Annotated in this window: 17 protein-coding genes, 1 tRNA gene and 1 pseudogene; 8 read left to right on the top strand and 11 right to left on the bottom strand. The window is 49.1% G+C overall.

Translation table 11 applies throughout. The annotated features are described in order from the left end of the window. Positions 1–86: 86 nt before the first annotated feature. A complete protein-coding gene (locus tag ACO0LL_RS18570) occupies positions 87–1,211 on the bottom strand; it encodes a sensor histidine kinase (protein WP_422952311.1) in 1,125 nt (374 codons plus the stop codon). A 799-nt stretch (positions 1,212–2,010) separates the two neighbouring features. Between ACO0LL_RS18570 and ACO0LL_RS18565 the strand changes: the two genes are divergently transcribed. The 3 genes and pseudogenes from ACO0LL_RS18565 to ACO0LL_RS18555 all read left to right on the top strand — a co-directional run. Continuing rightward, positions 2,011–3,525, top strand: a complete 1,515-nt coding sequence (locus ACO0LL_RS18565; protein WP_422952310.1) for a hybrid sensor histidine kinase/response regulator — start codon at positions 2,011–2,013, stop codon at positions 3,523–3,525. 365 nt (positions 3,526–3,890) lie between these two features. Continuing rightward, complete coding sequence (trhA, locus tag ACO0LL_RS18560; RefSeq protein WP_422952309.1) at positions 3,891–4,508, top strand: PAQR family membrane homeostasis protein TrhA; 618 nt, start codon at positions 3,891–3,893, stop codon at positions 4,506–4,508. Positions 4,509–5,174: 666 nt separating this feature from the next. Then, a pseudogene (locus ACO0LL_RS18555) lies at positions 5,175–5,543 on the top strand (helix-turn-helix domain-containing protein); the annotation flags it as partial. A gap of 236 nt (positions 5,544–5,779) precedes the next feature. On the opposite strand, the gene ACO0LL_RS18550 reads toward ACO0LL_RS18555, so the two are convergent. The 3 genes from ACO0LL_RS18550 to ACO0LL_RS18540 all read right to left on the bottom strand — a co-directional run bounded on the left by ACO0LL_RS18550 (position 5,780) and on the right by ACO0LL_RS18540 (position 8,289). Continuing rightward, a tRNA-Ser gene (locus ACO0LL_RS18550) sits at positions 5,780–5,869 on the bottom strand. Positions 5,870–5,976: 107 nt separating this feature from the next. After that, positions 5,977–6,441 carry a rhodanese-like domain-containing protein gene (locus ACO0LL_RS18545; RefSeq protein ID WP_422952308.1) on the bottom strand — a complete coding sequence of 155 codons (465 nt, stop codon included), beginning with the start codon at positions 6,439–6,441 and terminating at the stop codon, positions 5,977–5,979. A gap of 60 nt (positions 6,442–6,501) precedes the next feature. After that, complete coding sequence (locus ACO0LL_RS18540; RefSeq protein ID WP_422952307.1) at positions 6,502–8,289, bottom strand: putative bifunctional diguanylate cyclase/phosphodiesterase; 1,788 nt, start codon at positions 8,287–8,289, stop codon at positions 6,502–6,504. Positions 8,290–8,955: 666 nt separating this feature from the next. Here ACO0LL_RS18540 and glnA point away from each other — a divergent pair. From glnA to ntrC, 4 genes are all read left to right on the top strand, one after another. Continuing rightward, positions 8,956–10,371 (top strand): type I glutamate--ammonia ligase, encoded by a 1,416-nt coding sequence (gene glnA / locus ACO0LL_RS18535; protein ID WP_422952306.1) that lies wholly within the window; start codon positions 8,956–8,958, stop codon positions 10,369–10,371. Positions 10,372–10,511: 140 nt separating this feature from the next. Further along, entirely contained in the window at positions 10,512–11,000 is a 489-nt protein-coding gene (locus ACO0LL_RS18530) for a DUF4124 domain-containing protein (protein ID WP_422952305.1), read from the top strand. Positions 11,001–11,085: 85 nt separating this feature from the next. Beyond that, positions 11,086–12,159 (top strand): nitrogen regulation protein NR(II), encoded by a 1,074-nt coding sequence (gene glnL, locus ACO0LL_RS18525; protein ID WP_162058484.1) that lies wholly within the window; start codon positions 11,086–11,088, stop codon positions 12,157–12,159. Between the two features lie 77 nt (positions 12,160–12,236). Beyond that, a complete protein-coding gene (gene ntrC, locus ACO0LL_RS18520; protein ID WP_422952304.1) occupies positions 12,237–13,760 on the top strand; it encodes a nitrogen regulation protein NR(I) in 1,524 nt (507 codons plus the stop codon). Positions 13,761–13,817: 57 nt separating this feature from the next. On the opposite strand, the gene ACO0LL_RS18515 is transcribed toward ntrC, so the two are convergent. The 5 genes from ACO0LL_RS18515 to ACO0LL_RS18495 all read right to left on the bottom strand — a co-directional run bounded on the left by ACO0LL_RS18515 (position 13,818) and on the right by ACO0LL_RS18495 (position 17,257). Beyond that, the gene (locus ACO0LL_RS18515; RefSeq protein ID WP_422952303.1) at positions 13,818–14,342 is read right to left on the bottom strand and encodes a phosphatidylglycerophosphatase A; all 525 of its coding nucleotides are present in this window, start codon (positions 14,340–14,342) and stop codon (positions 13,818–13,820) included. Beyond that, the gene (gene thiL, locus ACO0LL_RS18510) at positions 14,339–15,307 is read right to left on the bottom strand and encodes a thiamine-phosphate kinase (protein WP_422952302.1); all 969 of its coding nucleotides are present in this window, start codon (positions 15,305–15,307) and stop codon (positions 14,339–14,341) included. The genes ACO0LL_RS18515 and thiL overlap by 4 nt, the downstream gene beginning before the upstream one ends. A 75-nt stretch (positions 15,308–15,382) precedes the next feature. Further along, a complete protein-coding gene (locus tag ACO0LL_RS18505) occupies positions 15,383–16,570 on the bottom strand; it encodes an FAD-dependent oxidoreductase (RefSeq protein ID WP_422952301.1) in 1,188 nt (395 codons plus the stop codon). 7 nt (positions 16,571–16,577) lie between these two features. Next, complete coding sequence (locus tag ACO0LL_RS18500) at positions 16,578–16,742, bottom strand: rubredoxin (protein WP_110258335.1); 165 nt, start codon at positions 16,740–16,742, stop codon at positions 16,578–16,580. Positions 16,743–16,777: 35 nt separating this feature from the next. Next, complete coding sequence (locus ACO0LL_RS18495; RefSeq protein WP_422952300.1) at positions 16,778–17,257, bottom strand: rubrerythrin family protein; 480 nt, start codon at positions 17,255–17,257, stop codon at positions 16,778–16,780. A gap of 273 nt (positions 17,258–17,530) precedes the next feature. Here ACO0LL_RS18495 and ACO0LL_RS18490 point away from each other — a divergent pair, with 273 nt between their 5' ends. Next, positions 17,531–19,840: an NADP-dependent malic enzyme gene (locus tag ACO0LL_RS18490; protein WP_422952299.1), complete on the top strand. Its 2,310-nt coding sequence runs from the start codon at positions 17,531–17,533 to the stop codon at positions 19,838–19,840. Between the two features lie 67 nt (positions 19,841–19,907). Here the strand turns inward: ACO0LL_RS18490 and ACO0LL_RS18485 are convergent, their stop codons facing one another. Together ACO0LL_RS18485 and alkB are read right to left on the bottom strand one after the other, a co-directional pair. Then, on the bottom strand, positions 19,908–20,813 hold the full coding sequence (locus tag ACO0LL_RS18485) for a 5'-nucleotidase (protein ID WP_422952298.1): 906 nt from the start codon (positions 20,811–20,813) through the stop codon (positions 19,908–19,910). Positions 20,814–20,876: 63 nt separating this feature from the next. Beyond that, positions 20,877–21,530, bottom strand: coding sequence for a DNA oxidative demethylase AlkB (gene alkB, locus ACO0LL_RS18480; protein ID WP_422952297.1), 654 nt, complete (start codon positions 21,528–21,530; stop codon positions 20,877–20,879). Positions 21,531–22,025: the final 495 nt, after the last annotated feature.

Raw genomic sequence — 22,025 nt, 5'->3', positions numbered from 1 at the left:
GTCCCAATAGATCTTGGTATTTAATACGCTTTGCGGCTCAGGAAAGCAGGATTGCTAATTTTTAGGTAGATTAAAAATATCCTATATTATTGTCGGGGTAGATAAACTGAAAATACAGTGCCCGCATCTTGATCAGAACTTACATTAATATCGCCGCCGTGTGCTACAACGATTTCTTTTGCTATAAACAAGCCTAAGCCTAGACTGCTACGCGGCCTGTCGTTGCCATCCTGCTCTGGCAATTGCACCAATGAGCTGAATAATGTTGGTAATAGCTCTTCTGGAATTGGAGGCCCTTCATTGCAGACCTGAAGAAGTATGCGATCTTTTTCTCCCACTATATCGATGATGATCGGCCTATCCGGCGCACCATACTGTGCGGCATTGTTAATTAGATTTATTAACACTTGCTGAAGCCGTTGCTGGTCAAAAGCACCTTTCAACTCACCTTTGGTGTTCAGTTCGAACAGAGATTTTGGATGTACAGCAGTAGAGTCTTCAATAGCCCAACGGCCTATGTCGTTGAGATCACATTCAAGTCGTTCGATTGGAATGCCATCACCCAATTGAGTGCGGGCCAATATCAATAGATCGTTGACCATCGCGTTCATTGTGGCAGCACTACGCTTGACACGAAATCCTATCTGCTGAATTTGATTGTCAAATGCGCCCGCTCTGGATAGATATGTGCCGGCCAATGCTGTAACTGCCAGGGGGCTACGCAAGTCATGACCTAATATGGCCAAAAAAATATCCCGGGTTTCATTCACTTTGTCCGAATACGCTATAGCAGCCTCGGCAAGTGATTGATCTATTGCTTCATTAAACCGCATCATGTCTTGCGCATTTTCTACCCAAACATCAGAACAACTTTGCTGCCATAGCTTAAGTACGCTTGCTCGCAATGCACGGTACTCGGCAATTAATTGACGTAGAGTAAATCCGCTCGCGTAACGCAATCTCCCATGAATTGATGAAGCACTCTCATCATTGGCTGGAGGTGAGCTGAGATCTTGTGATTTTGCCTCCTTTTGTTCCGGGGTCTCTGCTGTTTGAATATCTTCGGCCACGAACTGTAGTATTTGTTTAGCGTGATCCCGTAGTTCCTGAGTAGACATCTTATCCGCAACAGTACCAAAGGTCGCCGCGAATGCATCCCATTCAACAAGGATCAGCTCCATATTTTGATTAATGAATTTAGCGATATTCATAGTTTGAACGTGGTGAGGAGAAAGTGTGTCTTGAGAAGGATGCGAGAATGCTTGATTAATATTACTACATATCAAGTAGACAATGCTTTTGTACTTTGTAAGCTGTTTAAACTCTCTTCCTCTAAGATGTTTTGAGGGAAGTGCGAGTCAAACAAATCGCGCATTCTAAGACGCAAGAAATTGAAAATTTCCTAATATTTAAAACTGTTCTTTAACTCATAACCGAGTGAAAGAAATGATACAAGAATATAGGCTGACAAACGGCTAAGTGCATAATAATTCGAGATTGAAAGTGCTGAGCAACATATACCTTTTACCTCTTTTGAATCTCAGTGACGCGATCATCCCGACAAGCTTGATGGGTGATATCTCCTTCTTTGTGCGGCAACGCACGGTTGCTTATTAATCCCTGATTTAGTCTATCGCTGACAATTTAGCTTTGTAGTTAAGTTATTTACAAATGAGAGATAAAGGTAGAATAACTATTGATGGCATAAAACGGCTTCGAAAGCCTATATTGATGGCGATTACTATTGTTTTTTTGTAACGAATAATGTAGTGTGCCAGCAATATTTCCTGACAATGTTAGCAGATGGTTATGGCCGACAAAAGCATTGATACCATAAAGTTCGTTGTCCATTGGCATCGCCTGATTTGGATTGGCCGAGTCCAGAATACTTGCTATGACACTACAATTTATCGTCGAAGTGATACCTATCGATACCATACTTGCAAACGCCAGAGATTTTTTAAGTCGGACACTGCATTTGCCTGTTATTAAGGGCGCAGAGGTTCAACTATGAGCGAGTTGCATATCAAAAATCGTGTCCTGATTTACGCACCCTACGGTAAGGACGCTACGCTCGTCGCCAATGCGCTACATAGCGCTGGTGTGCTTTGCGAGCATTGTTCGTGCCTGCCGTCATTGCTAAAGGCACTGGAGGAGGGTGCTGGAGCGCTAGTAACAGTGGAAGAGGCATTGAACCGTGAATGGTTTGACGCGTTATATACATTTATTGCCCATCAGCCTGACTGGTCTGATTTTCCTATTCTCGTTCTAACTAAGCCGGGTAGCAATCCTGATTGGGTACAGCACGCTTATGATGTTTTGGGTAATCTGACTTTGTTGGAGCGTCCTATGCGCGTTCCAACCTTAACGAGCGCAGTGCGTTCTGCGCTACGGGGCAGGCAGCGGCAATACCAAATTTGTGAAGCATACCAGCACAAAGATGAGTTTTTGGCTATGTTGGCGCATGAGTTGCGCAATCCACTGGCTCCGATCGGGGCCGCTGCGCAATTGCTTAGCCTGCGACCACAAGACGCAACGATGGTGCTGAAGACCAGCCAGACTATTGCGCGTCAAGTCAGGCATATGTCACATCTCATTGACGACTTGCTGGACATGGCCAGGCTCACACGCAATCTGGTAGCATTCGCGAGTGAGCAGGTTGATATGCGAAATGCAGCATCAGAAGCCGTTGAGCAACTTGAATCTGCTATGCAAGCAAAGCAACACCGGCTAAACCTTCGCTTGCCTATTCGCCCTGTGTGGGTGAAAGGTGACCCGAATCGACTGGTTCAAGTGATCGCCAATCTTCTCAACAACGCAGTCAAGTACACATTGACTGGAGGAAGCATTGAAGTGATTCTCGCAGTTGAAAAAGATTCAGTGGTACTGGAGGTCAGTGACGATGGTATGGGCATAGAGCCTGATCTGGCCCCCTACATTTTTGACTTGTTTACTCAAGCTAAACGCACACCAGACCGCACTCAAGGTGGTCTGGGCTTAGGCTTGGCACTTGTGAAATTGATAGCCAATGCCCACGGCGGTAGCGTTCATCTGTGTAGTGAAGGCCTTGGGCAGGGCAGTACATTCACTCTCAGGTTACCTTGCCTGCCTGCTGATGAGGTGATGCGAGAATCGGTAGCCTGTAGAGAACCAATACCGAAAGTTCCAACCCAGCGGATATTGGTAGTAGACGACAATCAAGATGCGGCCGATATGCTCTGTACAGTATTACGCGAATTTGGTCATGAGGTCGTTGTTGCTTATGACGCTAGTGCTGCCCTTGATATTGCACGCCGCCTAAAACCGCAAGTAAGTCTACTGGATATCGGATTGCCTGATATGGATGGCATGGCATTAGCGAACCGCCTGCGTGAACTACCAGAGACTGCGACCTCGCTGTTGATCGCCGTGACGGGCTATGGACAGGATGAGGACATACGGAAATCGCTTGCTGCAGGATTTAATGCGCATCTAGTCAAACCACCGGATATGGATGAATTGCAAAAATTGTTCAATCGTAGTTGACCAAGTGTGATTTAAGTAAAGATAACAAACAAAACACAAATGTTTAAGGACAATGTCCTTGTTTTTGCTTTACGCCGCTTGTATCTGCGCTTTGAGATCATAGAACCAGCCTATGCGGAGCGACAGACAACAAGTGCCATCGATAAATATGCACTGTAACTTTTAAGCAGGCTTAAAATAAAAATTTATTGAAATGACAATTAACGGCGTAGCTTGCAACAACTTCACTTCGATCGGAAAGAATTGGGATTTGATAGGTTGCGTAACCGGGTGATGGCGTTCGTCAGGAAGTGCACAGCGCGCCCACGCAAATACAATGTCTGGGCCGCAGCTTTCAATAGTGGAAAATTTGTAAGGGAATACGCATGTATTATGGAGAGCGCTTCAATGGCATTACCCACGCGGTGGGTGCTGCATTGGCGACAGTGGGCGGTGTATCGCTGATCACGATAGCAGTTCGCAGTGGAGACTATTGGAAGATTGTTAGTTTCAGCATCTACGCTGTCACGCTAGTTGCCCTTTATTTTACATCTGCCCTGTATCACAGCACCCAAGGGCCTGCCAAAGACGTATTGCGTCGGCTCGACCATTGCGCAATCTACTTGCTAATTGCTGGTACCTATACGCCATTCACACTGGTCAGCCTAAGGGGGACGTGGGGATGGTCGCTGTTCGGCGTGGTGTGGGGGCTTGCCGTTATTGGTGTCCTGCAAGAATTGTGGTACGCCAAAGGAGCACGGCTAATGTCGTTGCTAATCTATGTGGTGATGGGCTGGGTTGGCGTGATCGCTGCTAAGCCGCTCATCAATGCGCTCACGATAGACGGCTTCCGGTGGCTTGCAGCAGGCGGTGCGTTCTACACCGGAGGAATCGCGTTTTATGCCACAGATCACAAATGGCGTCACGGACACGGGGTTTGGCACCTGTTCGTGCTTGGCGGGAGCATATGCCATTTTGGCGCGGTATTGCTGTACGTGGCATAGTAGAAAGCAAGTAGAGCGATTTGACTACTCCTGACAGAATTATTGCAAATCTGTTGATCGAAAGGTGCCAAATAAGTCTGCACAACGTCTCGTTCCATGAGTGTCGCCGGTATTTCTCTATACCAATTGATCAGGCACCGGAAATAGACACACATGAGAATAACGAACCCACAAACTAAAACGCCTACTTGCATGAGCGGGCGTTGCGTGAGATCTGGTCTTGCCGGACCACTGCAGAATCTAACAACGACACAAGGATCCTCAATCCGCTCGACCCAAAATAGTTGCACTACTCAGAAAATCCGCCCAAGTTTGCATTAAGGGACGGCGTTGCTCCAACAAGTCTATCCTATGATAAGCCGCCTCTACCTTATTCTCTACTTGGTGTGCCAACGAGCGTTCTGCTAAATCTCTGGAATGACCTTTCTCACTGCACCAGTCCTGAAAGCTCGACCTGAAACCGTGGGCAGTGGCAACACGACCATGAGTGTCAATATGCGCTTCTACTCGACGCAAGTAACTTGTCAATACCTTCTCAGACAGTTCGTAAGCCCCCAACCTGTTGATTTGCACTGAAAATTGACCCACTTTGCTGGATAAATTGCATCTAAAATTGACCCACGTTTAGCACACAATCCTACTTATCTTGATGAGTAGGGGACAGGAGTGATTGACGTGGCATTACTAGGTATTATTCGACGCTGGCACATTCGTGACCAGATTCCATTACGGGAGATTGCCAGACGACTGGGCATCTCCCGCAACACTGTCCGGCGCTATCTGCGCTCTGAAGTCACAGAGCCAGCCTATGCGGAGCGACAAACAAACAGAGCCATCGACAAATATGCATTGCAGCTTTCAAGCTGGCTTAAAACCGAAGCGGGTAAAAATCGCAAGCAGAGACGCAGCTTAAAACAGCTTCATCTGGATCTGAAAGAACTGGGATTTGAGGGGTCGTATGACCGGGTGGCCGCCTTCGCCAGGAAGTGGAAGGTGGATCAAACTGACAGGGTCAATTCAGCTAGCAAACGAACAAGTCAACACCTCTTTGAGCCTGTTGCTTAAGAATCGCCACAAGCCTGCATCAGGAAGTTTAGTAATTCATCGCGGAATTCAGCGGCGGCACAGGTTTGCTTTCGTTGAGCTTTTTAGAGGGACACATTGCCAATGCGTTCCAATAGCTTCCAAGCGGCGTTGGTACACCAAATGGCACACTGAAATAGCTAAAAAATAAAAAAGCCCTTGAAAATCAAGGGCTTATTCATTTATCTTGGCGGAGAAGGGGGGATTCGAACCCCCGGTAGGGATAAACCTACGCACGCTTTCCAGGCGTGTGACTTAAACCACTCATCCACCTCTCCTGCATTCGCTAAAACTTGCCGTAACAGCGAAGTCCGCTATTCTAGCAAAGCAAACTTCATTATGGAAGCTTTTTTCTTGTTTTTTGTAAATCTTGCTATGGATTAAGTCAGGCGCCCAGCCATGGCAGGTTGTTTTGGCACCAGCCGCCTACGGTTTTTCTGTGGCCTTGTTCGTCCTTGTCGCCTTCAAAACCTTGCAGGATGTCGTAGCAGTTGGTGTAGCCGTTTTCAGTTGCTAGTTTGGCGCCGTGGCGTGAGCGTACGCCGGAGCGGCAGAGGAAGAGGATGGTGCTGGCTTTGTCAGGCACGCTGGCTTGCAGTTGTGCGAGAAAGTCGGGGTTGGGTGTGCCGCCTGGGTAGAGGCTCCATTGCACGGCCAGGTGTTGGGCTTCGCTGATGTTGACTCTACCTACCCAGTCGCGTTCTGCATTGGTGCGTACATCGACGAGTAATATCCTGCTGTCATTTTGCAGCAGTGCAAAGGCTTCTTGTGGGCTGACTGCGCCGGCGTAGGGTAGGGCTTGTTCGTGGCCGCGCTGGCGTGCTGCTTGCAGGGTTTGATCTGTTGACATGATGATTCCTTGATTGAAAATAGCAATTGCAAAAAAGGTAGTGCTAATGTGCCTGCTAGTTTATATTAAATCGGCACTGGGTTTGCCGTACAGATAACCTTGATAGGAAAGACAGCCCTGCTGTAGCAGGAAATCGCGCTGGGCTGCGGTTTCCACACCTTCTGCAATCACGGCCAGGCCCAGGCTCTGGCCGAGTGCGATGATGGTTCTGGTGATGACGGCATCATTGTTATTGAGGATGTCGCGTACGAAGGACTGGTCTATCTTGAGCTGGTCCAGCGGCAGGCGCTTAAGATAAGACAGGGATGAGTAGCCGGTGCCAAAGTCATCGAGTGAAAAACCTACGCCTCTGGCTTTAAGCTGATTCATCTTGTCTATGGTTTCTTCTATATTATCGATGAGCAGACTTTCTGTCAGTTCGAGTTTGAGTTTGCTGGCGTCAATCTCAAAGCGGGCGATATTATCCAGCACCTGCGCAACAAAATCATATTGCCTGAACTGACGGGCGCTGACATTCACTGCCAGGCTCATGTGCTGTTTGTCTTCTGTTTTTTTCCAATCGGCCAGTTTGATGCAGGCAGTTTTTAATATCCATGCGCCCAGGCTGAGGATGAGACCTGATTCTTCTGCGAGCGGGATAAAGTCGGATGGTGGTATCAAGCCCTTTTGTGGGTGTTGCCAGCGCACCAGGGCTTCTGCGCCGGTGATCTGGCCTGTGCTGCTGACTTGCGGCTGGTAATGCAGGACAAATTGTTCTTTCTGCAGACCCAGGCGCATGTCTGCTTCCAGTGCTGCACGGGTGTTGACGATGTCGAGCATGTCCTTGTCGAAGAAGCGGAAACTATTGCCGCCGCTGGACTTGGCCTCATACATGGCGACTTCTACCTGTTTGAGCAGTTCTTCGGCTGAGGTGCTTTGACTGTCAAACAGGGTGATGCCTATGCTGGCGCTGCTGTGATATTCAGTGTGTTCTAAATCATACGGGGCGAGCAGGTCTGCCAGGATTTTGGTGGCGATCATTTGTGCTTCTATGGCGGTTTCGCGGATGTTGTCGCTGAGTTCTTCGAGCAGTAATACAAATTCATCGCCACCGTATCGTGCCAGGGTGTCGCCTTTGCGTATGCTGTGGGTCAGGCGTTTTGCGGCAACCTGCAAGAGCATGTCACCTTTGCCGTGGCCACTGCTGTCATTGATGGTTTTGAAATTATCGAGATCAAGAAACAGTACTGCGCCATACAGATTGCTGCGGCTCTTTGCCAGCAGGCTGTGTTGCAGGCGGTCTATCAATAGTCTGCGGTTGGCCAGTCCTGTCAGCGGGTCGTGGTAGGCAAGGTGTTCCAGTTTTGCTTCTGCTGCTTTTCTTTGGGTGATGTCGAGCATGGTGGCGACATAGTTGATGACCTGGCCGCTCTGGTTTTTGACGGCAGTGATGGTCAGCCATTCTGGATAGACTTCGCCATTTTTTCTGCGGTTCCAGATTTCACCCTGCCAATAGGCATTGACATCCAGTTGCCTACCCATGTCTTCATAATAGCTGGTGCCATGCAACCCGGATTTGAGCAGACTGGTTTGCTTGCCCAGCGCTTCTTCGCGGCTATAGCCAGTGACGTGAGTGAACGCATTGTTGACACGCAAAATAGTACGGTGCTGGTCGGTGATGACCATGCCTTCCTGGGCTTCAAAGGCAATGGCAGCGATACGCAAGTCTTCTTCTATGTGTTTGCGCTTTGCCCGCTGTTTACAGATGATTTTTTTGAGTCGTTTTTTTTGTTCACCTGCTTCTTGCAGCAGTTTGATCAGTTTCAAGGTGACAGAGGTGCTTGCCAGCATGGTGAGGACAAAGGTCACGGCGGCAAGCAAAAAAGGCTTTCGCGGGCAGGGGTGGGGCAACATAATATATAGGCTGAAAAATCACTACCGGCTGAAAAATCACTACCGGCTGAAAAACATTGCCAGCCGGCCGGCAGTTCTGTGCTGGATCTTTGTTACTGGCATGCGGCCAGACTGGCAAAGGTGGTGACAGTCTAAATGAGCGCGAATGCGACACGAGCTTATACAAAGGAAAGTTGATTTTGATCAAGCATATTTGCTTTTTATGAAACATTGCTCAAGGGGTGGCGGCGCTTCATTCAATACGATTTTGATCATTTGAAAAATTGCACCAAAAAAATGCGCAACAGCAGTTTTAAATCAATAATGCACCAAAAATGAACATTTAATTTTGTATGCATTGTTTTGGTGCGAATTGTATTTTATCTGTTTGTTAAGCAGTTTCCCTTTTGGTCAGGAAAACGCCACAAAAACAAGCATTTAACAAATTTCGATTTTATATATGACTGATCTGGATGATGGCACGGTTTCTGCTATTATCCCCACTGAGTTTAGCCGCCAGGCGAAAATGCTGTTGTAAGAGCAATAAGGCAAGGTTTGTCTGTTGGTCAAAATTGCACATAACTGGCAGGCGCAGTGCTCGGCAATTTCCGAATTTATTTTTAGCTCTCAGAGGAGTTTCACATGGCAATGACAGCCGCAGAAGTCTTGAAAATGGCGAAAGATAACGAAGTCAAATTCGTTGATTTTCGCTTTGCTGATACCCGAGGCAAAGAACAGCACGTAACTGTTCCAATTTCCCAGTTCGACATCGATAAATTCGAATCTGGCCACGCATTCGACGGCTCGTCCATCGCTGGCTGGAAAGGCATTGAAGCATCCGACATGTTGTTGATGCCTGATCCATCTACTGCCAACATTGATCCATTCTTCGAAGAAACCACATTGTTCATGCAATGTGACGTGATCGAGCCATCTGATGGCAAAGGTTATGACCGTGACCCACGTTCCATCGCGAAACGTGCTGAGGCGTATCTGAAATCCTCAGGCATTGGTGATACAGCTTACTTTGGCCCAGAACCAGAATTCTTCATTTTTGACAGCGTACGCTGGAAAGTAGATATGTCTGGCTGTTTCGTTAAGATTGATTCTGACGAAGCTTCCTGGACGACAGGCGAAAAACTGGAAGGCGGTAATACTGGCCACCGTCCAACGGTTAAAGGCGGTTACTTCCCGGTTCCTCCAGTCGACAGCTTCCAGGACATGCGTTCTGAAATGTGTCTGATCCTGGAATCCCTGGGTATCCCGGTTGAAGTGCATCACCATGAAGTGGCTGGCGCTGGTCAAAATGAGATCGGTACCAAGTTCTCTACTCTGGTAGAGCGCGCTGACTGGACACAAAACCTGAAATACGTAGTCTGGAATGTTGCCCACACGTATGGCAAGACAGCGACTTTCATGCCTAAACCTATCGTTGGCGACAACGGTTCTGGCATGCACGTGCATCAATCCATCTGGAAAGATGGCAAAAACCTGTTTGCTGGCGACGGCTATGCTGGTTTGTCTGATTTCGCCCTGTACTACATCGGCGGTATCATCAAGCACGCTAAAGCACTGAATGCGATCACTAACCCAGGTACCAACTCTTACAAGCGTCTGGTTCCAGGTTATGAAGCTCCGGTGAAACTGGCTTACTCTGCCCGTAACCGTTCTGCTTCCATCCGTATTCCTTACGTTGCCAATCCTAAGGGCCGCCGTATCGAAACACGTTTCCCTGATCCACTGGCGAACCCATACCTGTGCTTCTCTGCACTGATGATGGCAGGTCTGGACGGCGTGCAGAACAAGATACATCCTGGCGAAGCAGCCAGCAAAGATCTGTACCATTTGCCACCAGAAGAAGATGCATTGATCCCAACAGTGTGCGCATCTTTGGAAGAAGCACTGGATGCATTGAACAAAGACCGCGAGTTCCTGACACGCGGTGGCGTATTCAGCGACAGCATGATTGATGCTTACATTGATTTGAAAATGCAAGAAGTACAACGCTTCCGCATGACAACTCACCCTGTTGAATTTGACATGTACTATTCTCTGTAATTACCCTCTGCAATCAGGGTAAAAACGCAAAAAAGCGGGGGTAACCCCGCTTTTTTTGTTACAAATGCTAATTTGTTCGTAATTGTGTTGCACGGCTGCATGACATACACTTACAGTCTATCCATGAATATTGCCTTCCTATGAACCGACTCTTGTCAGGATTACTTCTTTTTATTGGCGTGCAGGCGTATGCCCATGCACAGGCCGAGGTATATCTATGCGTCGATGATAATGGCAAAAAAGAATACAAGAACACAGGTGCTGTCAAAGGCTGCAAGAAAGTGGATTTGCAAGGCCTGACTGTTCTGCCAGCGCCTGTATTGCCGGCCCCTGCCAAGAAACCGCAAGGCAAGCCTGCCAGCAGCCCCAGTGATTTCCCCAAGGTAGATGACAGTACGCAAAAAGCCAGGGATTCTGACCGCAAACAGATTTTGCAGGACGAATTGAAGACAGAAGAGCAAAAACTGGCGAATATCAAGAAAGAATACAATAATGGTGAGCCTGAGCGTCGTGGTGATGAAAGAAATTTCGCCAAATATCAGGAACGCACCAATTTGATGAAAGAAGACATCAGTCGCACCGAAAAAAACATAGAAGCACTAAAACGTGAAATTGCCAATGCAAAATAAGTTGCCAGTGTGAACGGCAAAAGTGCTTCCGGGCATGATGCTTGCGTAAAGGTCGCTCTGTGCGGCCTTTTTTTATGGACAAGTTTTGAAAACTCCACTTACCTCATTTGCCGGACTTGACCTGCTGACATCCGCGGTCATTGTGCTGGATGCTGAAGGCAGCATTTTATTTGCCAATGCTGCTGCTGAAAACTTGCTTGATTCTTCTTTCAAGTCACTGACACATTTAAAGCTGACAGACCTGTTCCTTAATGGGCAGGAATTGACTGCGGTCTTTCATCAGGCAGTAGCTCACCAGTTTGCTGACAAGCGCCAGGACCTGACTTTGGAGCGGGCAGGGCGTGACCCCTTGCATGTGCACAGCATCGTCACTGCACTCGATAATCCTGATACGCCAGTGCTGATAGAGCTGCGTGAAAACGTACAGCAACTCAAGCTTGACAGGGAAGAGCGCATGCTCGACCAGAGCAAAGCGAACAAGGAGTTGATACGCAATCTGGCGCATGAGATCAAGAACCCACTAGGTGGCATACGTGGTGCAGCGCAATTGCTGGAGCTGGAATTGCCCGAGCGCCACCTGCGCGAATTGCGTGAATATACCCAGGTCATCATCAAGGAGGCCGACAGGTTGCAGACCCTGGTAGATCGCTTGCTGGCACCGCATCGTTTGCCACATATCGTTGGCGACGTGAATATCCATGAAGTGTGTGAACGTGTGCGCAGCCTGATCGTTGCTGAGTTCCCGCAAGGGCTGACGATCAGTCGTGACTATGATTTATCGATACCTGAATTTCGTGGTGACAAAGAACAGCTTATCCAGACAGTGTTAAACATTGCCCATAATGCCGCGCAGGCATTGAGTGAGCGTATCAGGCAGGGTGATGCGGTGCTGACTTTCAAGTCGCGCGTGGTGCGCCAGATCACTTTGGCCAAGGTTCGTTACAGGCTGGCATTAGACTTGCATATCATCGATAACGGTCCGGGCATCCCACCCGAGATTCGCAACCGTATTTTCTATCCCCTGGTGTCAGGCAAGGAAGGCGGTAGCGGTTTGGGATTGACGCTGGCACAAACTTTCGTTGAACAACATTTGGGTGTCATCGAATGTGAGAGCCGGCCAGGATGTACGGATTTCCGGATACTGATACCACTACCTTAAATAAGGGTGTGGCAAAGCGGCGGCACCAAAAGTGCTCCTTCTATCGATATGCTTAACACAGACTGCAAAACGACAATATGAAACCAATCTGGATAGTGGACGACGACGATTCAATTCGCTGGGTGCTGGAAAAAGCACTGGCGAGAGAAAATCTGGCAACCCGCAGCTTCACCAATGCAAGAGATGCAATGAATGCCTTGCAAAGCGATACGCCACAAGTGCTGGTGTCTGACATACGCATGCACGGCGCATCCGGCCTTGAACTCTTGCAAACCGTCAAAGCCAAATATCCTGGCTTGCCTGTAATTATCATGACGGCGTTTTCTGATCTGGAATCAGCAGTTGCGGCTTTTCAGGGCGGTGCGTTTGAATACCTTGCCAAGCCGTTTGACCTGGACAAGGCCGTAGAGCTGATACGCCGCGCCATGGATGAGAGCCTGCGCGAATCCAGCGTAGAGCAAAGCATGTCTGAAACGCCTGAGATACTTGGTCAGGCACCTGCCATGCAAGATGTGTTTCGCGCCATAGGCCGGTTGTCACAATCGAATGTGACGGTGCTCATTACTGGCGAATCGGGCAGCGGTAAAGAATTGGTGGCACGTGCATTGCACAAGCATAGCCCGCGTTCTTCTCAACCTTTCATTGCTTTGAATACTGCAGCGATCCCCAAGGATTTGCTGGAGTCTGAATTATTTGGTCACGAGCGCGGCGCCTTTACTGGCGCGCAAACCACACGTCGTGGTCGCTTCGAGCAGGCCGAGGGTGGCACACTGTTCCTTGATGAAATTGGTGACATGCCTTTTGATTTACAAACTCGCTTGTTGCGGGTTTTGTCAGACGGCCATTTTTATCGCGTTGGCGGCCACCAGCCCATGAAGGCGAATGTGCGCGTGATCGCCGCAACCCACCAAAATCTGGAAACCCGGGTTAAAGATGGCTTGTTCCGCGAAGACTTGTATCATCGCCTGAACGTGATCCGCCTGCGCCTGCCGAGCTTGCGCGAGCGTCGTGAAGATATCCCCTTGCTGACCAAATACTTCTTGAACCAAAGTGCCAAGCAATTGGGTGTAGATGTCAAACGCATGTCGGAGCCGGCATTGCAATTTTTGTCCAGCCTGGATTTTCCAGGTAATGTGCGCCAGTTGGAAAACCTATGCAACTGGATCACAGTCATGGCGCCTGGCCAGACGGTGGAAGTGCCTGATTTACCGCAAGATCTGGTGCCAATTGCCATGGGCGCGGCGAGTCCTGCTCAGGCTCCCGTTGGCGGCAGTGTTCATGAAACGCATGGCAGGGGAGGTGAACATTTGCAGGCGCAAGCTTCACAAATCAATGGCAGCGCCTATCCAGAAAAGCCAGTATATCGTAGCGGTGAAAGCTGGGTTTCTTTGCTGGAAGCAGAAGCAACAGCGATGCTGGCAGAAGGTCAGTCTGAAGTCATCGACAAACTGGGACGTTGCTTTGAATCCGTCGTCATCAAGGCCGCATTGCGCCATACCCATGGTCGCAAAAATGATGCTGCGATACGTCTGGGCATAGGCAGAAATACCATCACCCGCAAGATTCAGGAACTGGGGATAGATGGGGTTAAGGACGAGTAAGTATTCTTCAATATGGAACAGTAAAAAAATAATGGCTGCAATTTGCAGCCATTATTTTTAGAAGTTACGCCATAGTGCAAAACTCAGCAGACAAAAGAAAGCCGCCACAATATCATCCCACATGACCCCAAAACCCCCTTTGAAGCGGCGGTCAAAATAACCTATCGGTGGTGGCTTGACCATGTCAAAAAAGCGGAAGCCGATAAACGCCCACAACTGGGTTTGCCAATCTGCAGGTACGATGAAGAGCAACACGAGCCAGAAGGCAATGATTTCATCCCATACCATGCTGCCATGATCCGCAACCCCCATGTTTTTTCCTGTGACATGGCAAGCCCAGACTCCAACAGCAAAGCCAATGACAATGATGGCAAGCCAGTTAATGGTCGTGAAGACCTCTGGCCAGCGGCTGGATAAAACATAAAAACTCAGCCACGCAAACAGGGTACCTGAGGTGCCGGGCATGATGGGTGACAAGCCGCTGCCAAAACCCTGAGCCAGAATATGGGCCGGGTGACGCAGCATGAAGCGCCAGCCAGGGTGGGTGACGATGGCTGTCTGGCCGTGTTCTAAAGTGCTCATGGATTTACGAAGTGATCGAAGGATTTATATTGCAGCTTTACTGGTTTGCCATCTTCATCAACCAGACGCAAGCCAGCATTTGCTTCTATCTGGCCTATGCGTGTGACCGCAGTGTGCGATTTTGCTGCTGCGGCGATGACGTGTTGTCTGTTGCTGGCGGGAGCCGTAAAACATAGCTCATAATCATCACCACCATTCAGGGTAAATTGCCTGCGCAATTCCTGAGGCTGCGTTTGCAAGACCGGGCCAGCAGGCAATTGATCAATAAACAGGCTGGCGCCTACCGCTGATTTTTCCAGTATGTGGCCAAGATCACCAGCCAGACCATCAGAAATATCCAGCGCTGCATGCGCTATGCCACGCAAGGCCATGCCCAGTGCAATGCGTGGGCTGGGTTGGTGCATGCGTGTTGCCGCCAATTGATGATCAGACTCACTGAGAGTGACTTCATTCCAGTAGCCTGCCAAAGCCAGGCGGGCATCGCCCAGTGTGCCAGATACCCAGATGTCATCGCCAACCTTGGCGGCATCGCGGCGCAGGGCGGTGCCGGGTGGCAGCTCACCAAAAATCGTAATGCAGATATTCAGCGGCCCCTTGGTGGTGTCGCCGCCTATCAGGTGGCAATGATGTTCATCAGCCAGTGCCAGCAAGCCGCGTGAAAACTCTGCCAGCCAGTCCTGGTTTGCTTCTGGCAGCGACAGTGCCAAAGTAAAACCCAGTGGCGCAGCGCCCATGGCAGCCAGGTCAGACAAATTCACTGCCAGGCATTTATGCCCTAGCTTGTACGGGTCAGCGTCCGGGAAAAAGTGGCGGCCAGATACCAGCATGTCGCTGGAAATAGCCATCTGCATGCCGGGGCTGGGGTTGAGCAGGGCGCAATCATCCCCTATGCCGAGGGCGATGCGGCTGTCTTGAATACTGTGCTGCGCAAAGTAGCGCTTGATGAGATCAAATTCGGAAAGCATGCGCGCATTGTACCTAAGCTGACCCAGGATTCAAGATAATCCCCAGGCACCTTCGGTGCCATTCGCTTGGCCGCTTCAGTTCAGCCGTCTTGCTTGTGCTTCTGTTAATTCTGCAATCAGTGCATTTCTCGATTTGGCATCTTGCGGGGCAACTGCAAAGCCGTGCAATTTTTTGCTCTCGTCAAAATAGCGGCTGGTGGTAACGCCATCTGCATGATCTGATTCCCACGCGCCTGATTTGCTGGCCGCAAATGCAGGCGGGATCAGTGCAACCGGGTAGCTGGGTGTTTTGACAAGCACGGCGGCTGGTTTCATGTCTATGTTGCTCAACTGACCTGTCAGGCTTAGCGCAATTGCCCGCGCTGCGGTCATGATGGGGGCGACGTAGGGCATCAGACTTTGGCTGCCATCCGCTTGCTTGTACTGCGCACAATCTCCAAGCGCGAATATCTCGGGCACACTGGTCTGGCCATATTCATTGATGATAATGCCGCGATCCGTTTGCAATTGCGCCGCTTGCGCCAGACGTATGTCGGCACGCAAGCCAACTGCCGACAAGACGACATCAGTGTTAAAGCTCTCTCCATTGGTCAGCGTCACCTGTAGGGCATTATTCAGCACATCAATCTGACTGGCTGTGGTGCCCAGTTTGAGTTGTACACCTTTTGCATTCAGTGCGGCATGCAAGCCTTGTGAAATAGCTGTCGGTGCCAGTGCAGCGAGCGGCAGTGCGTTTGGGTCTATCAAGGTAACTTCATGTCCCGCGCTGGCCAAATCATCGCTGAATTCACAGCCTATCAAACCTGCGCCCAGTATGGTGACCCTGGCCTTGTCACCAGCTTGCGCCAGCTTGTCGCGAAACACGGCATAGTCAGCCAGGTTATTGACCGACAAAACCTGGTCAGCCGCATTGCCAGCGATAGGCAGGCGTATGGCTTGCGCACCAAGCGCCAGCACCAGTTGGGCATAATCAAAATCACCCACTTTGGTTTGTATGGTCTGCGCCTTTGTATTAATGCCGTTCACCACGGTCTTTGTCAGGATAGTGGCAGTCAGCTCGGCTGCCATCTGATCTACCGTTTTGCTTTGCAATTGCTGTGGTTGCTTGCCCATGGCAAAAGCATTCGACAGCATGGGCTTGGAATAAAAGCCGCCATCATCGCCAGTGATGATCAGCAAGGGCGTAGTTTTATCGAGCTTGCGAAATTCTCTGGCGACTGTATAACCAGCCAGGCCCGAACCGATGATGGCGATGGGTTTCATGACTACCTCAGATTTCTATCATGTCAAAATCAGCTTTGGCAACGCCGCAATCAGGGCATTCCCAGTCGGCTGGAATATCATCCCAACGTGTGCCGGCGGCGATGCCTTCTTCTGGCAAGCCTTTGGATTCTTCATAGATAAAGCCGCATACGATGCATTGGTAAGTTTTCATAATGTCCTCTGTGTTTGATGGAGTGTTTTTGGGGCTCAGGCCTGATTGGCTTCCAGCACAGCGCGGTAGTGATTGGCGTGGCGCTCTTCTACCTTGGCCAGTGCAGCAAAACGCTTGGCAGCGATTTCTAAAGTCCGCTTAAAGTTTTCAGCGTGTTCCTTAGATTCTGCGATTTGCTCATCGTATTCAGCGACGGCAGCCTGATTGCCTTCTTCCACAGCGAGATGACGGAATTTTGGGTACATTTCTGTGTATTCATAAGTCTCACCTTCAATGGCAATTTCCAAAGCACGTTGCGGCGTCAGCTGGCTTTTGGGATACAGCAAATCCAGATGACCAAAGGCATGCATGACTTCTTGATCAGCGGTTGCTTCAAATGCTTCTGCAATTTCTATCGCACCCGCCTCACGGGCCAGTTTGGCGAAATAGCGATATTTGATATGGGCCATGGATTCGCCAGCAAAAGCGGATTCAAGGTTTTGGATGGTGACGGATGGGTTTGCCTGGGTGCTCATAATGCTCTCCTTGGTTATTTGCGGATGTCGTTTGCATTTGCTATCAACGTGAGATAGATCATAGATTTTAATAATTGATTTGAAAAGATAATTGATTTTATCGATTCGATAGTTAAGGGCTATGTATTTTTGCTTAACAGAATAAATTGCATTTGGTTATGCTTGAAAAGCATAAGAGTCGTACAAATACGTATAAAGTTAGAGGGTTCCCTCTGCTAGAATCTCTACTAGTAAGATTTCCGTAAGCAAAAAAATAGAAAGAAGGTCAAGCACATGGATTCGTCAGATCAAAAAGAGCAAATACGTCAACAATTGCGTCAGGCAGCGCTGGAATATCATGAATTTCCGACTCCTGGCAAAATCAGTGTCACTGCTACCAAGCAACTGACGAATCAACGTGATCTGGCTTTAGCGTATTCCCCAGGTGTTGCTGCGCCTTGTGAAGAAATCGTCGCAGATCCAACTGCTGCATTCAAATACACCGCACGTGGTAACCTGGTGGGTGTCATTACTAACGGTACTGCAGTGCTGGGCCTGGGTAATATCGGCCCGCTGGCATCCAAGCCTGTCATGGAAGGAAAGGGCGTACTATTCAAGAAATTTGCCGGTATTGATGTATTCGATATCGAAATCAATGAATCTGACCCTGACAAACTGGTCGACATCATTGCTTCACTTGAGCCTACATTTGGTGGCATTAATCTCGAAGATATCAAAGCGCCGGAATGCTTTTACATAGAGCGCAAACTGCGTGAACGCATGAAGATACCAGTCTTCCATGATGACCAGCACGGCACAGCGATCATTGTTGGCGCGGCTATTCTGAATGGCTTGAAGGTTGTTGGTAAAACCATCAAAAATACCAAGCTGGTGGTCTCTGGTGCCGGTGCAGCAGCGCTGGCCTGTCTGGATTTGATCGTTGATCTGGGCTTCCCGCTGGAAAATATATTCGTTACTGATCTGGCTGGCGTGGTTTATAAAGGCCGTGTCGAGTTGATGGACCCGGACAAAGAACGTTTTGCGCAAGAGACATCGGCACGTAGCTTGCGTGACGTGATCCCTGATGCAGATATCTTCCTTGGCTTGTCCGCTGCCGGTGTGTTGAAGCAGGACATGGTCAAGCTGATGGCGCCGAATCCTTTGATCCTGGCTTTGGCTAACCCTACGCCAGAAATCCTGCCTGATGAAGTCAAGGCTGTACGTGATGATGCCATCATGGCGACCGGGCGCTCTGATTTCCCGAATCAGGTGAATAATGTTCTGTGCTTCCCGTATATTTTCCGTGGCGCCCTGGATTGTGGTGCGACCACCATCACGCGTGAAATGGAAATCGCGGTCGTGCATGCGATTGCTGAGCTGGCTCAGGCTGAGCAATCAGATGTCGTCGCTTCTGCATATGGCATCAGCAACCTGTCCTTTGGCCCGGAATACCTGATACCCAAGCCGTTTGATCCCCGTTTGATGATCAAGATTGCCCCCGCTGTTGCCCGTGCAGCAGAAGAATGCGGCGTGGCTGTGCGTCCTATCCAGGATATGCAGGCTTATGTAGAGAAGTTGCAGCAATTCGTCTACCACAGCGGCACTTTCATGAAGCCATTGTTCCAGATCGCCAAAAAAGCACCTGCTGACCGCAAACGTATCGTCTATGCCGAAGGTGAAGAAGAAAAAGTCTTGCGCGCAGTGCAGGTTATCGTTGATGAGAAACTGGCAGCGCCTATTTTGGTGGGCCGTCCGCATATCCTTGATCAGCGCATAGAAAAATTTGGTCTGCGCCTCAAGGCTGGCGTGGATTTTGAAGTCATCAACCCTGAGCAGGATGACCGTTATCGCGACTACTGGCAGACCTATTTGCAGATGACTGCCCGCAAAGGCGTAACTGAGCAATATGCCAAGCTGGAAATGCGACGCCGTCATTCATTGATCGGTGCCATGATGATCCATAAGGGCGATGCAGATGGCATGATCTGCGGTACCTTTGGTACGACAGGCTTGCATTTGAATTACATCAATCAGGTATTGGGCAAGCGTGAAGGCGTGAATGTCTATGCTGCCATGAATGGCCTGGTTTTGCCAGACCGTCAGTTGGTGCTGGTTGATACGCATGTCAATGAAAACCCGACAGCAGAACAAATTGCGGAGATCACGATTCTGGCGGCAGAAGAAATGCGTCGCTTTGGCCTGTTGCCTAAAGCGGCCTTGCTGTCGCATTCAAATTTTGGTTCCAGCAATAGCGAATCTGCACAAAAAATGCGCACTGCATTGGCGATTATCCAGCGTGATGCGCCTGATCTTGAAGTAGATGGCGAAATGCATGGTGATACTGCACTCGATACCAGCTATCGCAAAAAAATGATGCCTGATTCGACTTTGAAGAGTGACGCCAATTTGCTCGTCATGCCAAATATCGATGCAGCAAATATTGCCTACAACCTGTTGAAAACAACCGCCGGTAATAACGTAGCGATAGGCCCGATCTTGCTGGGTTGTGCCAAGCCTGTGCACATATTGACGCCATCTGCGACAGTACGCCGCATCGTCAATATGACAGCTTTGTGTGTGGTAGATGTGCTAGCACAGCGTTAATCTGTCTTCAGATATAAAAAAGCCAGCCTGGTAAATTAGGCTGGCTTTTTTGTTTTTTTGAGGCGATTTACTTTTCTTGTTTGACCGGTACCCGGCCAGTTGGCACAACGTTCGACGCATGCAGGCAATGACCATGCTGGTCATCAAAGAACATATGCGGCTTGAAGGCGGCCAATACGGCAGATTTATTGACGCCTCCCATGAAGAAGGTTTCATCAATCGCGATATTCCAGGCGCGCAATGTGCGTATAACTCTTTCATGTGCAGGGGAGGCACGCGCTGTCACAAGGGCAGTGCGTAGTGGGAAGGCGCGGCCATCTGGTGTCTTGAAATTATTCTGTAGGTACGATAAGGCCAGCAGCAACCTGGCGAAAGGCCCTTCCGGCAAAGGCTTCAAGGCATTTTCTCTTTCATGCTGCTCAAAGGCTTCCACGCCTTGTTCCTGATAGATGCGTTCAGATTCATCTGAAAAAATGACGGCATCGCCATCAAAGGCAATACGGATTTGCTCAGGGTCAGCAGCATTTTCCGGTAGTCGATATAACATCGCCGACGCTACGCCTGAATTGATAGCCGCTTGCACATCATCTTCATGCAGGGATAAAAACAGGCTGACATTAAAAGCCAGTAAGTAGGGGGCCAGTGGTGAACCACCTGATAAGGCTGCGCGTGTGATGTCCAGGCCATAGTGGGCGATGGAATTAAATATCCGCAAAGAAGTCTCGGACGAATTGCGCGACATGATGACCACTTCCACCAGTCTGTGGCCAGGTGTCAGTTCATTGAGTTTCAATAGAGCTTTTACCAGAGCAAAACCGGCCCCTGGCTTTAGTATGCTGTTTTCTTCTTTGAGTTGGTGCTGGCGATAAGTATCTAATCCTTGTTCCTGAAAAATGGTTTCTTCCGCTTCCAGATCAAACAGGGCGCGGGAAGAAATTCCGATGACTAAGAGATTATCTAGCGAAAATGGCATATGAGATTGTTTGTTTTGTTATTGGACGGTGAGATAAAGTGCTGCCCTGTTTATGCAGCCTGACTATATAGCCTCACGGAAGGTCAGATTGATTCTTTGTGTTCCCAGGAGTGGATGCGCCGCTTCCTTGATGGGTGCTACGCCATGGTAACGCAATCTGGCCGGACCGCCCCAGACTACAACATCACCATGTGCCAGATGATAGCGCTGGACAGCATCACTGCGTTGCATGCCACCAAAAAGAAATGTCGCCGGTATGCCCAGTGAGAAAGACACGATAGGTGCGCCAAATTTCTTTTCGTCTTTATCCTGATGGAGACTAAGGCGTGATCCCGCCTGATATTGATTGATCAGGCAGCTGTCTGGTGTAAAGCCAGAAAAACCAGCTTCTTGTGCTGCTTGTACAGCAAGTGAATAAAAACTATCTGGCATGGCAGGCCAGTGCTCTCCATTTTCCGGATCATAAGCGCTGTACCGATAGCCATCACTATTAGATACCCAGCCCACCTCTCCGCAGCAAGTCATCGCGACTGACATACGGTGACCATTAGGTGTGCGCATTTGCCGGAAAGGGTGCTTGCTTAATATTTGCTGTATGCCATCCAGCAATGCTGCCTCGTGATTCACTGAAAAGTGCCTGAGTATCACAGCACCTTCGCAGATAGCTTCTGTCCAGGGCTGTATATTGCCAGCGTCATCAAAGAGTGAATAATTCATTGGCTTACTTCAGTTTGCTCATCTCATATATAAGCGTAATTCATTTTTTGAAAATTCGGCAGATAAAGAAAATTTCTCTTGCAAAACAGGTGGGGGATTTGCTATAGTTCGCCTCCCGCTGAAGAGCGGGTGTAGAAAGTGAAGCAATTCCTGGTTTGAGCGAAAGAAATGACGCGGAAAGCCAAGGCCTGGAAATATCCTGAAGTAGTCGAGATTGATTCTAAAAAGATTTAATCTAAACGAAATAAAAACAGGGTGTTGACAGCGGCAAATAAGTGCTTCATAATCTCGTTTCTCTGCTGCTGACGCACACAACGCTGCGACGCAAAGCTGGATCGGAAGACGGTCTGGCAGGGTAGAAAAGATTCTGGTTCTTTAACAATTAACAGTCAATAAATGTGGGCACTTGGTGAAGCGCACCAATTAACTTAGGTTAGTTGGAATGCTTAAATAATATAGCAAGTGTTCACAAGAAATAACAAAGCAAGACGATGA

Source organism: Undibacterium sp. TC4M20W (genome assembly GCF_049340245.1).
Lineage (GTDB): Bacteria > Pseudomonadota > Gammaproteobacteria > Burkholderiales > Burkholderiaceae_D > Undibacterium.
The sequence above is the reverse complement of the archived record's forward strand: the minus strand, read 5'-3'. Positions and strand labels throughout refer to the sequence as shown.

Coding starts and splice junctions, on each gene's coding strand:
- ACO0LL_RS18570 (WP_422952311.1), bottom strand. CDS start 1,211: ATGAATATCGCTAAATTCATTAATCAAAATATGGAGCTGATCCTTGTT.
- ACO0LL_RS18565 (WP_422952310.1), top strand. CDS start 2,011: ATGAGCGAGTTGCATATCAAAAATCGTGTCCTGATTTACGCACCCTAC.
- trhA (WP_422952309.1), top strand. CDS start 3,891: ATGTATTATGGAGAGCGCTTCAATGGCATTACCCACGCGGTGGGTGCT.
- ACO0LL_RS18545 (WP_422952308.1), bottom strand. CDS start 6,441: ATGTCAACAGATCAAACCCTGCAAGCAGCACGCCAGCGCGGCCACGAA.
- glnA (WP_422952306.1), top strand. CDS start 8,956: ATGGCAATGACAGCCGCAGAAGTCTTGAAAATGGCGAAAGATAACGAA.
- ACO0LL_RS18530 (WP_422952305.1), top strand. CDS start 10,512: ATGAACCGACTCTTGTCAGGATTACTTCTTTTTATTGGCGTGCAGGCG.
- ntrC (WP_422952304.1), top strand. CDS start 12,237: ATGAAACCAATCTGGATAGTGGACGACGACGATTCAATTCGCTGGGTG.
- ACO0LL_RS18515 (WP_422952303.1), bottom strand. CDS start 14,342: ATGAGCACTTTAGAACACGGCCAGACAGCCATCGTCACCCACCCTGGC.
- thiL (WP_422952302.1), bottom strand. CDS start 15,307: ATGCTTTCCGAATTTGATCTCATCAAGCGCTACTTTGCGCAGCACAGT.
- ACO0LL_RS18505 (WP_422952301.1), bottom strand. CDS start 16,570: ATGAAACCCATCGCCATCATCGGTTCGGGCCTGGCTGGTTATACAGTC.
- ACO0LL_RS18500 (WP_110258335.1), bottom strand. CDS start 16,742: ATGAAAACTTACCAATGCATCGTATGCGGCTTTATCTATGAAGAATCC.
- ACO0LL_RS18495 (WP_422952300.1), bottom strand. CDS start 17,257: ATGAGCACCCAGGCAAACCCATCCGTCACCATCCAAAACCTTGAATCC.
- ACO0LL_RS18490 (WP_422952299.1), top strand. CDS start 17,531: ATGGATTCGTCAGATCAAAAAGAGCAAATACGTCAACAATTGCGTCAG.
- ACO0LL_RS18485 (WP_422952298.1), bottom strand. CDS start 20,813: ATGCCATTTTCGCTAGATAATCTCTTAGTCATCGGAATTTCTTCCCGC.
- alkB (WP_422952297.1), bottom strand. CDS start 21,530: ATGAATTATTCACTCTTTGATGACGCTGGCAATATACAGCCCTGGACA.